At 44.8% G+C, this 15418-nt stretch carries 10 protein-coding genes; 4 read left to right on the top strand and 6 right to left on the bottom strand.

Annotation, left to right across the window (positions count from 1 at the left end; translation table 11 throughout):
* The first annotated feature begins 165 nt into the window (after nt 1–165).
* Both PseudUWO310_RS21415 and PseudUWO310_RS21410 read left to right on the top strand, forming a co-directional pair.
* The gene (locus PseudUWO310_RS21415; protein WP_190316115.1) at nt 166–1695 is read left to right on the top strand and encodes a tetratricopeptide repeat protein; all 1530 of its coding nucleotides are present in this window, start codon (nt 166–168) and stop codon (nt 1693–1695) included.
* A gap of 114 nt (nt 1696–1809) precedes the next feature.
* A complete protein-coding gene (locus PseudUWO310_RS21410; protein WP_143190394.1) occupies nt 1810–5421 on the top strand; it encodes a PAS domain S-box protein in 3612 nt (1203 codons plus the stop codon).
* Between the two features lie 163 nt (nt 5422–5584).
* Here the strand turns inward: PseudUWO310_RS21410 and PseudUWO310_RS21405 are convergent, their stop codons facing one another.
* The 4 genes from PseudUWO310_RS21405 to PseudUWO310_RS21395 all read right to left on the bottom strand — a co-directional run bounded on the left by PseudUWO310_RS21405 (nt 5585) and on the right by PseudUWO310_RS21395 (nt 9585).
* A complete protein-coding gene (locus tag PseudUWO310_RS21405) occupies nt 5585–6070 on the bottom strand; it encodes an allophycocyanin subunit alpha-B (protein ID WP_055074856.1) in 486 nt (161 codons plus the stop codon).
* 169 nt (nt 6071–6239) lie between these two features.
* The gene (locus tag PseudUWO310_RS21400) at nt 6240–8564 is read right to left on the bottom strand and encodes a DUF3488 and DUF4129 domain-containing transglutaminase family protein (RefSeq protein ID WP_143190393.1); all 2325 of its coding nucleotides are present in this window, start codon (nt 8562–8564) and stop codon (nt 6240–6242) included.
* Between the two features lie 154 nt (nt 8565–8718).
* The gene (locus tag PseudUWO310_RS23740) at nt 8719–8847 is read right to left on the bottom strand and encodes a hypothetical protein (RefSeq protein ID WP_263363482.1); all 129 of its coding nucleotides are present in this window, start codon (nt 8845–8847) and stop codon (nt 8719–8721) included.
* A gap of 27 nt (nt 8848–8874) precedes the next feature.
* Nucleotides 8875–9585 carry a hypothetical protein gene (locus PseudUWO310_RS21395; protein WP_143190392.1) on the bottom strand — a complete coding sequence of 237 codons (711 nt, stop codon included), beginning with the start codon at nt 9583–9585 and terminating at the stop codon, nt 8875–8877.
* Between the two features lie 222 nt (nt 9586–9807).
* Between PseudUWO310_RS21395 and PseudUWO310_RS23735 the strand changes: the two genes are divergently transcribed.
* Nucleotides 9808–9930, top strand: coding sequence for a hypothetical protein (locus PseudUWO310_RS23735; RefSeq protein WP_263363481.1), 123 nt, complete (start codon nt 9808–9810; stop codon nt 9928–9930).
* Between the two features lie 37 nt (nt 9931–9967).
* The gene (locus PseudUWO310_RS21390; protein WP_143190391.1) at nt 9968–10801 is read left to right on the top strand and encodes a hypothetical protein; all 834 of its coding nucleotides are present in this window, start codon (nt 9968–9970) and stop codon (nt 10799–10801) included.
* Between the two features lie 153 nt (nt 10802–10954).
* Here PseudUWO310_RS21390 and ftsH read toward each other — a convergent pair whose 3' ends face one another.
* On the bottom strand, nt 10955–12817 hold the full coding sequence (gene ftsH / locus PseudUWO310_RS21385) for an ATP-dependent zinc metalloprotease FtsH (protein WP_143190390.1): 1863 nt from the start codon (nt 12815–12817) through the stop codon (nt 10955–10957).
* 148 nt (nt 12818–12965) lie between these two features.
* Nucleotides 12966–15242, bottom strand: a complete 2277-nt coding sequence (locus PseudUWO310_RS21380; protein ID WP_143190389.1) for a caspase family protein — start codon at nt 15240–15242, stop codon at nt 12966–12968.
* Nucleotides 15243–15418: the final 176 nt, after the last annotated feature.

The raw sequence follows: 15418 nt of genomic DNA, 5'->3' as shown, positions 1-15418 counted from the left end.
CCCTAAAACCTGCGGCGCACGCTGCGCGTGCGCCGCAGGTTTTAGGGTTTTATGTACTAATAAATTGGGCGACAGCCATAGTTGCAATTGCTGAGCGATGCGATCGCAACAGAATTTTATAACTTTGGTATGATTGGTTCTAGTATTCAGTCAAATGGGAGAGCCATGCAATACACTGGAAACGCTTGGGACAAAGATGCTCTAAAAAATCCAGAGACCGAATATAAGCAGTTACTGGGTTTGCTCAGGCACAAACAAGATTTTGGAATGCTGTTTGTCCGTTGTTCGCCTGCGGAAGGTGAACAAATTATCAAAAGGACGAGGACAGATATCACCAATCAAAAGATTTTTGTATTGAGGCTAGATCGTCCAATTCCTGACTTTTACGAAATGATTCTCAATGAGCCAGATTTACATGAGGCGAATCTCTTATTTATTACTGGTATCGAAGAGTTTTTAGAGAATAAAGTCGATCATCCTGAGAATCGCGAATTGAATGCCAAGTTGACTGCTATTCCCCGTCCATTGGCTCATCTTCTCCAGTTGCAATCGAAACTTAAAGAGAGTTTCTCCATCTGTTTTGTATTCTTATTGCCCCTATTTGCCCTCAAATTTTTTGTTAATAGTCATCCCGAATTTTTGGGTGACAATGTGGAGGTGTTTGAGTTTCCCACTGATATGGAGTTGATGCGTCAGGAGACTTTCCGCTGGGTAAGTGACGATCGCTATGAGACCTATGCTCAAATCACCGAAGAAGAACGCGATCGCAAATTTGACGATCTGCAAAAACTCATTGCCGCTCAGCCCTTGATTTCTGAACGAAGGATCGAGTTATTGTTGGAGCAGGGGGGGCTATTAGTTGCGGGCAATCGCTGTCAAGAAGCGATCCTCAATTGCGATCTGGCTTTGCAGATTCGCCTTGATAACCATTTGGCTTGGTACAATCGTGCTGTCGCGCTCGATCTTTGCAGTCACCACGAAGAGGCGGTAGAAAATTACCGTCAGGCGATTAATTATAAAGAAGATTTTTATGCGGCATGGCATAACCTTGGTACTTCTTTGAGTATGCTAGGACGCTATGAAGAAGCAATCAATAGCTACAATATTGCCCTTTCCTATAAGCCCGATTATTACTATTCCTATGGAGGTAAAGGCTTAGTTTGTAGCGTCCTTGGTAGATATGAAGAGGCGATCGAGCATTGCGAAAAGGCGCTGGCGCTAAAACCCGACTACGTGCAGGGGTGGTTTAGTCATGCCTATGCCCTTGAAAGCATTGGACGTTATGGTGAAGCGGTAGCCAGTTACGATCGCGCCCTAGAATATAAACCCTACGATCATCAAATTTGGTATAGTCGCGCTAAAGCCCTCGAACAATGGGGAAACTATACTGAAGCGATCGCGAGCTACGACCAAGCTCTCGAACTACGTCCTGACGATTACTATGCATGGAACAATCGCGGATTGGTGTTGAGTAAGTTGGAACTCTATGAAGGTGCGATCGCCAGTCATGACCGCGCCTTGGAAATTAATCCCGACGATCATTTTGCTTGGTATAGTCGGGGAAATGCGCTCAGTGGTTTAGGGCTGCTGGAAGAAGCGATCGCTTCCTACGATCGGGCGATCCAAATTTCTCCTCAAGAACCCCAAGTTTGGCAAAGTCGCAAGTTAACATTGAGAAGACTTGGCTTTGAGTAATTAACTGGGTAATTAACTGGGTAATTAACTGAGTAATTAACTAAGTAATTAACTAAGTAATTAACTAAGTAATTAATTGAGCAATTAACTGGTCAATCAACTGGACAATCAACTATGACAGCGCTTCCTCCTCATTCTTCCATTCCGACGATAACCACTGCCTCAGGGGTAAACAATAGCCTCAATACGGTTTGTAAGGGTAGGAAGGGCTTTCATTTGCCCTTAAGTATGTTGATTATCGTGCTATTTTTAGTAAGTACTTTTGGCATTGTGGGATTGATTGGGTGGTTATCGTTTCGTAACGGGCATGATGCTGTCAAACAGATTTCCAATCAACTTCGCAATAAAGTTACCGAACAAGTTAAAACCCGTCTGCATTCCTATTTAGAACTTCCCTATATTCTCAATAATCTCAATTCCAATAGTATTGATTTAGAAAATATTAAAGGCGGATATGAGGAACAAAGAATCCAAATGCAATTTTGGAAGCAACTGCGGAGTTTTCCCCAGATTAGCAATATTTTTGTGGCAAACACTGCGGATCAATACTTAGGAGCAAGGCGCATCCGTAATATGTTGGCTGTGGAGAATTCTCTGATCACTTCCATGACCGATGAACTCGGACGATCGCAGATCATCCTCTTAGCCCGACGGGGCTTTGATTTGCGTGAGCGCTCTTGGTATCAGAATGCGATCAAGTCAAAACGTGATATCTGGAGTGAGGTCTATACCGATGTGATCACTGAGGAACCTGCGATCACGGCTGTAAAACCAATCTATGCCCCTAATGGCGAATTTCAAGGGGTGTTAGGCATATCAATTTTACTAGGGGAAATTAATCAATTCTTACAGAATACCAAGGTTAGCGATCGCGGACAGACCTTCATCATGGAACCATCGGGTAGATTGGTGGCAAGTTCTAATGCTGATGTAGCCATATCTATTAAAGATAGGAAATCTGATCGACTTCTCGCAATTCAAAGCCAAGATGAATTAACTCGTATTGCTGCTGCAAGTTTGAAGGAATATCCCAATCAAATTGATGATCAAATTCAACAATCATTTATTTATTTCCATGGAGAAAAGTACTTTCTTCAGGTTAGTAAACTCAACGATACCTTTGGACTGAGTTGGCAAATCGTGGTGGTGGTGCCTGAATCTGACTTTATGTCACAAATCAAAGAGAATACACGTTCCACGATGTTTTTATGCATGGTGGCTCTAGGGCTGACCACAATATTGGGAGTTATTGCCGCGAAGTGGATTACCCGTCCGATCACCCAATTGAGCCTTGCTAGTCAATCGATCGCCGAAGGTGATCTAGATCAAAAAGTTGAATATTCTTGTTTGGTGAAGGAGCTTGCCATACTAGCAAGTTCCTTTAATCAGATGAGCCGCAAATTGAAAAAATCTCACAATCGACTAGAGGAATATTCGCATCTACTGATGCAAAAGGTTGACGAACGTACTCAAGCCCTCCAACAGGAAATTCTCGAACATGAACTCACGGAAGCTGCCCTCAGAGAATCGGAAGAAAAATTTGCCAAGGCATTCCGTTCTAGTCCCGATGGGATGGCTTTACTCTCGACTGATACCTATAAACATATTGATGTCAATGATAAGTGGACGGAAATTACGGGTTATAGTCGAGAGGAGGCGATCGGCGTAAATCCAACGGATTTAAATCTGTGGGTCGATTTGCAAGATCGCGATCGCATGTTAGCCATTTTGGAAGTAAATAAGCGGGTGGCTAACTTTGAGGCGATGTTTCTGACTAAGGATGGCAGGAAAATTACGGGCTTAGTCTCTTCTGAAAGCATCGAATTTGGTGGTCAAGTTTTTGCGATCTATGCCCTTAAAGATATTAGCGATCGCAAGCTCATCGAAGAGAATATCAAAGAGAGTGAAAAGAAATATCGCGATCTGGTCGAATCGGCTAACTGTATCATTCTCCGCTGGGATACCCAAGGAAAGATTTGTTTCTTAAACGATTATGGCTTGAAATTTTTTGGCTATGAATTAGAGGAGATTATCGGTACCTATATACTAGATACTGTCGTCTCATCTCAGGATATTTCAGGAGAAGATCTCCGCAACATGATTGCGGAAATATGCAGTGCGCCTGAAAAATATCAACTTAAGGAGAATGGCAACATCTGTAAAGATGGGCGGCATGTGTGGGTAACTTGGTCAAATAAACCCATCTATGACGATCACGGTAAGTTAATCGAAATTCTATCCGTCGGGACAGATATTACCGATCGCAAACAAGCCGAAAAAGAACTGCAATCTGCTAAGGAAATTGCGGATACGGCAAATCGCGCTAAGAGCGAATTTCTTGCCAATATGAGCCATGAGTTGAGGACTCCATTAAATGGAATTTTGGGCTACGCGCAAATCCTCAAGCGCAGCTACGACCCCAATAAACATCAGGAAGGATTAGAAATCATTCAGCGCAGTGGTGAACATTTGTTGACTTTGCTCAATGATATTCTCGATCTTTCTAAAATTGAAGCTAAGAAACTCGAACTTAATCCCAGTGAATTCGAGCTTCCGAAATTACTGCAAAGCATTACGGATATGTTTCAACTACAGGTACGGGCTAAGGATGTGGAGCTGATCTATCAACCCCTAACCGCTTTGCCCAATACCATGTATGGTGACGAAAAGCGCTTGCGTCAAGTCCTGATTAATTTATTTGGGAATGCCGTTAAATTTACCGATCATGGCAGCGTATCTCTGTTGGTAAGTGCTCGAGCCTCGGAATTGAATAATTACAAAATTCGTTTTGAGATTGCCGATACGGGGGTGGGCATTGCTCCTGACACATTGACAGATATCTTTTTGCCTTTTCAACAGGTGGGCGATCGCGCCCGACGCTATTCGGGGACGGGTTTAGGCTTGCCAATTTGCCAAAAATTAGTGGAGATGATGGGCGGAAAACTGCATGTGGAAAGCCGTTTGCATGAAGGAAGTACTTTCTGGTTTGAGATTGAACTGTTTGAAGTTCCTCATTATTCTCAGTCTTTGGCTATCGATAGCCGCTCGATTTCTGGCTATTATGGCGCTCGGCGCAAAATTTTGATCGTCGATGACAAGACCGAGAATCGCATGGTGTTGAACGATTTACTTACTCCCCTAGATTTTCTGGTTGCCGAAGCGATCGATGGTAGTGATTGTATCGTTCAAGCGAAAAGCTTCGCTCCCGATCTGATTTTGTTAGATATGGTCATGCCCGAACTTGATGGTCATGAAACGACAAAGCAACTCCGACAGTTACCGATGTTTCAGAAGACAGCTATTGTGATGGTTTCCGCCAGTGCCTTTGACGAAGATCGCAGTCTGAGTCTTGCGGTGGGCTGCAATGATTTTATTGCCAAGCCAATCGATCCTGATGCTCTTTTTAAGGTCATGCGATCGCTACTTCATTTGGAATGGAAATACGAAGATCTCAGTAGTTCTGAGCCTTCCCTTACCAATAGTTATAAATCTAAAATTGATGCTACGAGTTCCCCCTTGGTGTTGCCGCCCAACTGCGCCGTAGAGAAGTTACTTCAATTGGCTCGCATGGGGGATATTTTGGCTATTCAAGAAGAAGTTACTCTTTTACAGGAAACTAATTCCCAGTTTATTCCCTTTTCCGAGCAAGTTCTCGATTATGCTAGGGAATTCCAAATTAAGCGGATTCGTGAGTTCTTAGAATTACAAATTCAAGTAAGTAGCTAAGCTCAAAATGGCTACGCCATTTTGAGCTTTGGTATAACGCGAAGGAAAACTCAAACCCCAAAATACAAGTGGCGGCGCTTTGCGCCGCCACTTGTATTTTGGGGTTTATAATTCATGTTTGGGAAGACGCTATGCGTCTTCCTCGGATTTCTAAGACATTTTTCTAGGACATTGCTTGAATGATGTAATCGAAGTAAGGTTCGGTGGTAGAAGCGTCTTCTTTGCTGAGCAAAGCTAAAGAAGCACTTTTGAGGCAGCGAATAGCATCAGCCATGCCAACTAAAGGTACGCCGAGGGAGTTATACATTTCACGCACGCCGATAATGCCAATTTTCTCGATCGGTTCTTTATCGCCTGCCAATACCCCATAGGTGGTAAGACGGATGTACCAAGTGAAATCTCTCAGACATTGGTTACGTTGCTTTTGTCCATAGGCATTGCCACCAGGGGAAATGTAATCGGGATGAATTCTAAATAGTTCTTCGGTTGCTTTTTTGACGATTTTGGCTTCGCTTTCTGCCAAGATTGTGGCAATCCGCACTCTTTGAGCACCAGTGGAAAGAAAGTTTTGCACGCTTTGTAACTCGGAAATGCTGGGATAACGGAGTTCTTCGTCGGCTCTTTCTAAAACTTGAATAACTACACTCATGATTAAAATAAAAAATTTAATATATTCGCAGTCTAGTCTACCAAAAGCGGTGAATCAGCTAAGATTTTGTAATAAAATCACAAATCTTTATAGTTGCCGCCAGTCTTGTTATAGCAAGTTAAGAAATGGCTACGCCATTTCTTAACTTGCTATAAAGCCTAAAAACTTATTACACCTTTGATTTTAATTGGGTGAGCAGTCTTTTTAGCTCTGCCGATAAGTCATAGCCGATCGCTCGATTGCCGTAGCGCCAATCTTGATAGATCTGGGTAATCTGGGCGATCGCCGCCGCTTGGCGATCGGAAAGGCGATCGCTAAGACTTTCCACATATTCTTGAGGGGTTTGGTGCGGCGATTTGGGTTTGCCTTGTTCCGATAGCCATTGGAGCATTTGGCGATAGGTACGTTGCGGGATCGGCATTTGCTGCAATCTTTGGCGTTGCCACCACCAGATTATGAATTGCCATAAAGCCCAACCACCGATCCCAAAGCCAAAGGCGATCGCCAGACCAAAGGCAATACCGATCCAGCCCATCTCGGCCAGCCAATTGATGACACCGCCCACAAATTTGCCGATACTATCAAATAACCAATTAAAAAAGTTATTAACAGAACTCGGTAAAAATTGGGCAATCCAACTCCAAAAGGTTTGCACTGCACCAAAGGTACGGTTATTTTCGATCGATGGGGGAAATATGGGGCGATTGGGGACGGGATCGAAGGCGATCCATCCATAGGGGGGAAAGAAAACCTCTACCATTGATTGCGTATCAATGTTTTGCACCTCATAAAGCCCCGTGAATGGGTTGAATTTTCCTGAGGCAAAACCAACTACATAACGACTAGGAATGCCCAGCGATCGCAGCATGATTGCCATAGTCGAAACAAAATGGCTTTCCTCGCCACCCCCTCCCTCGACAAATTGCGATACGAGATCGCCCTTAGATTCGTCAAATCCAAGGGGCTTAATCGCATAGTTTTGCTTGAGGCTTTGCGCGATCTGTACCACGCGATCGTAGTTATTGTCTAAGGCGATCGGTTTGCTCTCGGCATCACGAGCACTTGCTAAGAAACTCAGCGCAGTCTCCTGTACCCTTGGGGATAGATTTGTGGGAACTTGGAGATAATAATTGCGGATTGAGCGCGGATATTCCCCCGATGATTGTCGTAATAATTTGGGATTACGCTCGACAACGTTGGAAATTACCGTGTAGGTCAGGTCTTCAGGCAAAGCCCCTGGTCCCCGCAGCATTCCTTCTTGGTCGATATCCAATTCTTCGCTTGGAAAAAAGATCTGGTTGGGCACTGCGGCCGCAGGGATGAGGTTCGGAAAATTTGGCGATACGATCGTATAGGTTTGGACTACCTCCTGACTGGCGAGGGGTTTGACTAATTGTTTTGGCGCACCAATCGATATATAGGTGGGAATTGGTAGTGAAAATTCATAATTGAGCGGATTGCGTTTCACCGTGCGGATTTGCTGCGGATCATTGCGGGAAATGCGCCAACCTTTCCCCGTGAATTGGTCGTAGGCCATCACTCGCCAAAACAGTTCCGCTTGCGATCGCACGCGCATCATTAATTCGGGTTTGCGTTTTTTGTTTAGTTGTTTGGCATCAGAGGAAGCCGTCTCAATTTCGGGGGCAAACAATGGTGGCAATGTGTCCGAGTCACCATTGCTAGTACCACCAGTGCCAGTTCCCCCATTGCCATTGCCATTGCCATTTTTCCCCTGCTGCTGTTGCTGCTGTCGCGACAAAATTCCTCCCTTCGGAATTTGTCTTTGCACCGATAAATTTACACTTACGGGGAAGTTGCGTAACTGAAATCCTGGTAAACGGGGTAAAAATGCAAATATAGTCAAGCCCAGTACCAAGACGATCGCCAGTAGCCCCGATAGAGGTAATAGGGATACGCCTATTTTTTCTGGTTCAAACCCGACCGTCTTAACCCCTAAACGCGATCGGTGATCGAGCAATAAAATTGGCAGCCCCACCAATAAAAAGGCCATCAGCCAGAGGGCAAAAATCATCGTTTGACTTAAGGTAGCCGCGAGAGCCATCAGGATCAATCCGATCACAATCGAATATCCTAAATCCTTGCGACGCGGTAGGTCAAAACTATGTAAAACCTGTAGCTGAATTAATAATCTCGCTAGTAATAGTCTGGTTTCTTCGGTTTGGCGGACGATATCGTTGAGAAATATCACCAGCATGGCAATCATCGCGATCGCAATGAATAATTTCACAAGGATATTGCGTGTGCGTCTTGCATACCATGCCCAGACTGCGGCGATCGCACTAAGAGGTATTGCCCAGATACTATTGTTGGAACTCGCTACCGAGTCCATGGCTCCAATGCTGATAAATACAAAGATTTGGACTAGGACGCGCAACGGAATCGAATCTTCAACTCCCGCCACGGTAAATTCTGAAGCTTGTCGTAATTTATCAAAAGTACCAATCTTTGGTCGCGGCTGCCGAATCGTATCCATGTTGGTCTGGGTTTAGAGATGATTGGAATCCTACCAACTAGTATATAGCTGTCGCCAATTGCACTAGGATATAAACCCCAAGAATTGAATGGCGGCACTTCGCGCCGCCATTCAATTCTTGGGGTTTGATTTGTCCTAAGTCAAGTGACTGTAGCTATAAAACGTCAGTTCGGGTTAAGCTGGCAAATTTTAAAATCCCAAAATTAAAAGCCTTGCTTAGCAAGGCTTTTAATTTTAGACTTTGAGAAAGGGCTTGCGTAGCAAGCCCTTTCTCAAATCCCATTTCCAATTATCCCGAACTCACGTTCTTTTAATAATCATCTCTGACTGCAAAGGTGATAGTTTGCTTGGTGATGACATTGACTACGGTACTGGGTTCAATTACGGTTACCTGTGGGGCTGTAACGTTACCAATTAATACCGCCGCTGCTGCGCCGCCAAGAACATCTTCAATATGAACGCCACCCCGAAATACACCGCCTAGAACTGCTCCTGCGGCTCCACCGATACCAGCGTCGGTCAGAATTGCACCTGTATTAGTCTCACGGGGATCTTTGACATCATTAATCAGGGCTGACTCGGCTTGCAGTCTGACGGTTGCACCACGGCTAGTAAATTTTTGGGCGACAAATTTCGAGCCACCTTCTGCTGGGACAAATTGTCCTTCGATTACTGCCCCCGCAGGTATGAGGACTGTGCCATTTGTGGCTGTGATATCTTGGGCAACTAATAGACTGGCATTAACGGTTTCTCCCTTGGCAATGTAGAGAGTGTCTTGGCGATTGATTTTGGTAGCGATCGTTTGTCCCACAGGCAAGCTTAAGGTCGAGCGAAATACTTGAGCAATTTGATTTGCGTTTACCTGAGACTGAGGTTGATTGTTTGTTTGATTGCTTGTTTGATTGTTTGTTTGATATAGCGAATAGGCATAGCTAGGGCTGGCGATCAAAGATGCGATCGCTATACTCAGCGGCATACTGACAGATGAAACTGCCAATTTTAAATTGTATTGAGCGCTCATAAACGCCTCTAGGGGATGTCATATAGAGTTCTTGCGATTATGACTAAATAACGATGTTCTTTGTTCCTATGGCGATCGCTAAGTAAGTGGGCTTAATTAAATATAAAAAACCAAAACCTGTAGCGCACGCGGCGCGTGCGCTACAGGTTGTGCGGTTTTTTATGTCAGGAGTATTGCTAATCGTTACGAATCTTAGCCGCATTTTACTTGGATGAGAGCGATATGAGTAAAATTAATCCTACAGCAATTATCGATCAAACGAACCACAAGAAAAATTTTGAAAGCGTTGCGAAGCAACGCTTTCAAAATTTTTCTTGGTTTGGTTTTGAGCGCAAAGCGCTGTAATTTCCCTCACTAATCTTAACTAAGTATTCGGTTTATCATGCAGAGAACTAATTTGAATTTTGGTTTGAAGTCTGGTTTGAGGTCTGGCTTCAATTTTAAGGTTTCAGTTAAAGCCATTGTCTTGATGTTACTGGCGATCGCTACTTTTACCCTTGTCGTATTTCAGATACCCCAAGGACTATATTCCCAAACTATTCCCGCAGACTTAATCAGTAAGTATAATCTCGCAGTTGCGGATGCCAAGGTTGCCGAACTAGATGAAGTTTCCCAAGATCTAGTGGCAATCACTAAAGACAACAAGTTCTTAATCTGGCAAAACAAAACTGCTCCTAAGGACAAATTACTGGTTGCCACTTGGACAAACTATACAGGCTATGATAATCAAGTCGGTCAGCCAATCACGACATCTCGCCAAACATGGGTAACGGTGGCTCCAGAATTGCAAAACTTCTGCAAAGAAAAATTAAAAGATGTGACGAATCAGAGCGATCGCACGCTGCGTTTAGAGCAACTATTGGGCTTACCTCCCAATAATGGAAAAACCCGTTTTGTGGAATTTTGGGTCAGTCCAGAGAATCTATTTCGCCCTAGTGCTGATGCCGAAATCACGGATCGAACTGCCTTTGGTGAATTCACCCAGATACCGCCATCTCCTGATGCGACTATCAAACTCTCCTATCTCCAGTGGTTTGAGAAGTTAAGATCTCAGTCCTATAACGCCACAGGTGGCTATCCTTGGACAAGGATGGGTTATACCTACGATTGGGGTAATCCCAAAAGTGAAATTGGGTTGAGTGAATTTGTGATCGATACAGGTGCGGCGATCGAGGTCAAGTCCGTGCAGACAACTGATAAGTATTGCGTATCCTAAAAAGCAAAAAGCCGCGCCAAGCGCGGCTTTTTGCTTTTTATACCAATTCATTGAAGTGAGCCAACACTTCAGTGAATTAAAAAACAAACCCAGTAAGGTTTTGAGATTCCCAAAATGGCAACGCCATTTTGGGAATTGGTATTAAAGAGATTACTATACGTTAACTTCAGCGGGTTTAACTTGGGCTAGTAAACCAGTGAGGAATTCTCCTTCGATTACTTCTGTTTCTAAGAGCTTCTCAGAGATGGACTCTAGCAGATCACGATTTGCATTGAGAATCGCTAGGGCTTTCGCATGGGCATTTTCGACGATCGCTTTGATTTCCTTGTCGATCGCTTCCGAAGTTGCAGGGCTAACGTTGCGAGCCATCTCCATACCACCAAGGAATTGATTTTGTTGCTTTTGGTAGGCAAGGGGCCCCAAAACTTCGCTCATACCGTAGCTAGTCACCATCTTATCTGCGAGTTCCGTAGCCCTTTGGAGATCGTTCGACGCGCCAGTAGTGATGCTACCAAAGATGATTTCCTCTGCTGATCTTCCACCGAGGAGAGTCGCAATTTGGGATTCGATTTCTTCTTTGCTTAACAGGAAGCGATCTTCCGTTGGTAGTTGCAAGGTGTAGCCGAGAGCTGCCATACCGCGAGGCACGATTGAGATTTTCTCAACCTTGCCGCTACTGGAGTTAAGCGCTCCGACGAGAGCATGACCAACTTCGTGATAGGCGACGATCCGTTTCTCGTTCTCATTGAGAACGCGACTCTTCTTTTCTAGCCCCGCAACTACACGTTCAACGGCTTCAGCAAAGTCTTCAAGTAAGACCGTTTCGCGTCCAGCACGAGCGGCAAGGAGAGCAGCCTCATTGACGAGGTTAGCAAGGTCAGCCCCCGCAAAACCAGAAGTACGAGTAGCGATCGTTTCTAGGTCAACGCTTTTGTCGAGGGTGACTTTAGCAGCGTGGATTTTGAGAATTGCTAAGCGTCCACTCTTGTCGGGGCGATCGACTAAGACTTGGCGATCGAAACGGCCTGGACGTAGTAGGGCTTGGTCGAGGGTTTCAGGACGGTTGGTGGCAGCAAGAACGATTACTGTCGTTCCATCTACTCCAAAACCATCCATTTCCGTGAGCAGTTGGTTGAGAGTTTGTTCGCGTTCATCGTTACCGCCGTACATACCACCGCTAGAACGTGCCTTACCGATCGCATCAAGTTCATCGATAAAGATGATACAAGGCGATTGTTTCTTGGCTTGCTCAAACAAATCGCGGACGCGGGAAGAACCAACACCAACGAAGAGTTCCACAAATTCCGAACCAGAGATACTGAAGAAGGGAACACCTGCTTCCCCAGCTACAGCTTTAGCAAGCAGAGTTTTACCAGTTCCAGGAGGACCTACTAGCAATACGCCTTTAGGAATCTTCGCCCCGATTTTGGTGTATTTCTCAGGAGTTTTCAGGAACTGCACAATTTCTTGAAGTTCTTGCTTGGCTTCATCAACACCAGCCACATCGGCAAACATGGTTTTAGTTGCTTCGCCTTCGACATAGACTTTTGCCTTGCTCTTGCCAATCTGCAAGCCACCAGGAGCGCCACCGCCACCGTTGCGGCTGAACAGTTGGAAGACACCAACAAAAATTAAGGGGGGAATTACCCAGCTCAGTAATGTGCCGAACCAGCCTGATTTCTGGACAGGTGCGGCAGCAAATTCGACCCCACTCTTTTCGAGTCGCTCAGGCAAATTTAAGTCAAAAATTGGGGTGGTGGAAATCACGTCACCAGGGATATCAGGGGTGACACCCTTTAATTGATAGGTGATTTGGTCTTGTCCGATATATACCCTTGCGACATGTCCTTCTTCGATTTCATGGACGAATAAACTATAGGGAACTCGCGCCACTGGTGGGGCAAATAGATTTGGTAAAAAGATGTTTATTATGAGCAATCCTGCACCGATCAGCAATAGGACATTGCCAATCAGTCTTGCCCGCGATCGCTTGGGATCTTCTTTTTTAACAGCCATTTTTTTATTTACAATTTGTTACTAAAGTCATTATAGAAACGTTGGCTTAAGGTTGCTAGAGCGAAAACGTAGGGATAGCCGCCTGTATCCGTAGGTAGAGAAGTAATTTTTGATTTTGTTGGGTAATACATTTGGCTCCAGCGATAAATTATGCGACTTGATAACTGAAATTGAAAGTTGCCCATTGTTGAACATCGAGCATCCATGTATTGCTGATATTGCTGAAGTTTCCCAAGTCCGATGGCTTCCCTGCGCGATCGAGATCTTCGAGTAGAGCCTGAGCGACTTGTAATGGGTTGGGAAGTGCAATCAAGCCACTGAGAGAGGAGGCTTGGCGCTGGGATGTTTCTAAAATCTTTGCCACTTGTAGAAGTGGCGATCGGCTGATTACCACATAGACATCCACCATCCCCTTCGGTGCGGAGATCGCCCAACTCATTGGTAATTTGGGATTGGGGATGGTTAGGGTTTCCGATGGGGCTATAATGCCATCGCTGGCGTAGGGAGGCGTAGAAAAGTTAGGGGTGAGAATCTTACTGCGCGGATCGAGACAAAAAATTCTTGTATATAAAGGATATTCGCTAAAGTTTTCAATTTGGCATTCGAGGCGATCGCCAATGTTAATGGGTTTGGTGCGAACGGAATTGCTAATAAGATTTTTAGTAATGAGCGCAGCCCGCGCAGCCGATTTGCTAGCGAGGATCGCTAAGCGCTCATCGACACCAATGGTTGCCTTGAGGGTAACACGAGCCTCGAGATGGGTCGATGCTTGATTTTCTGTAACGCGAATCAGTTTTGCCGCGAGGAGGCTTTCGAGAAAGGGCTGTAAACGTTTAATTGCGACTCCTACGGACTCACCGACGGAGCCGAAGGAACCGAGGATTGGCGTATGCCCAACGGTAAATAAGCCATAGCTTGCGGATTGGACACCAAAGAGACAATCAGCACATTGTTCGTTAGCGTTTACCCCAAACATGTTGGGCAAGGTGGAGAAGGAACTAGTAGCATCCACCCGTTCAATTTTGCTCAAGCCGTTATCAAGGGCGATCGCTAATTTGACATTATGGGAAACTGCACGCATGACCTCTTGGAGCAATTGCCCCGTTTCTAGTGGTTGATTGTTATTGCGATCGCTTAAAATTTCAACTTTGCCGTTAAATCCATTGCGTGATTTAAGTTGAACAGTTGCTTGAGGATTGGGCGCTATGATCGGCAGTCTCTTGGGGGCGGTATCTGTAACGGCATTATTGTCATTATTTGATTTGTTATTTGATTTGTTATTTAATTTGTTATTTGATTTTTCATTTGATTTTTCATTTATTGGATTGGGAATGATGGACGATGCCATCACATTCAAGATCGAACCAACTTCATAATTGCTCAAAACGGCAATCGGTAAACCTGCAAGATATACTTCGGCGCTGTGGCGATCGCTCGTGACGCTGGTAATCACCCCATCAGAGCCAAATTCGGGAATTGGTAACATCTCGGCGAAGGTCGTTTTGGGGATCGTTTTCTGTTTGCTTGCCTCAATTCCCCACATAGCGGCCACCTGCTTATCGATGCTGAGGTTATCGTTGTGTAGTGCGCGGCGATCGAGGGTAGTAGCGAGATCACTCATCACTACATGGACTGTGGTGGCGGGAACGATCTGCCAGAGTTGTTGTACCAAGGCATAGGTAAATGCACCGCTACTAAAGCCAGACCATTGGGCATCGGCGCAAAGCATTTCGCCTGATGCGGCTCGTAAATTAGTACCCTTCGGTTCGGGGGACAAGAGGAGGGGCTTTTCCGTCTTTTCTATTTCTGGTTGCCAGTTTTTTAATCCGATTCGCGATCGCAAACGGAAATTGCCGAGTTCGGACATATTTGGATAATAGAAACCTGCATCGACAATGCTTAACAGGTGATCAGTAGCGATCGCCTGTAGCCAACCCTGCCATTCCTGTTCCGTAATATCCTGCAAATTTTCGAGATTTTGTGGCAAGCCACTATCAACGGGGACGAGGGTATTGTAATTTCCTAGCCGCGAACCATGACCGCTAAAGTGAATGATTACCAAGTCATCGGGTAGGGTCTGTGCGACTAAATGTTCGGAAATAGCGTTACTAATATTATTGCGGGTGGCTTCTAGATCGGTCAAAGTGACTATATCCTGTGGGGCAAATCCAAAGCGATAAATCAATAATTCCTTTTGTAATTCCACATCATTGATGCAGCCCTGTAAAGGAAGCCATCCTGCGTTACTATCTTCTTTTGCTTCGTATTGGTTGATACCAATTAATAACGCTCGCTTGCGTTGCTGTCCATTTGCTTGACGGACATATTGCTCGGCAGCAAATGCCACGCGATCGCGAGTAAGAAATTGCCATCCGATCAGACTGGTCAGACTAGCTTGCAAGAATTGTCGCCGTGCAATTCCCATGTTTATGCCGTGAATTCCTATTCTTTTTTGACGATCGCACTTCTAATTAAAGCCGATTCAAGGTACCTCTTTTCAGTTATTTTGTCAGATTTTTTAGTTAGTTTTCTTTATGAGTAGAATTACTTATATAGCAATAAATAGCAATAAGGGACTTGCGAGAGAATAAGATACCAATC

It is taken from the genome of Pseudanabaena sp. UWO310 (assembly GCF_006861605.1).
Classification (GTDB): domain Bacteria; phylum Cyanobacteriota; class Cyanobacteriia; order Pseudanabaenales; family Pseudanabaenaceae; genus Pseudanabaena.
Note: the sequence above shows the minus strand (reverse complement) of the source record. Positions and strands in the feature narration are given on the sequence as shown.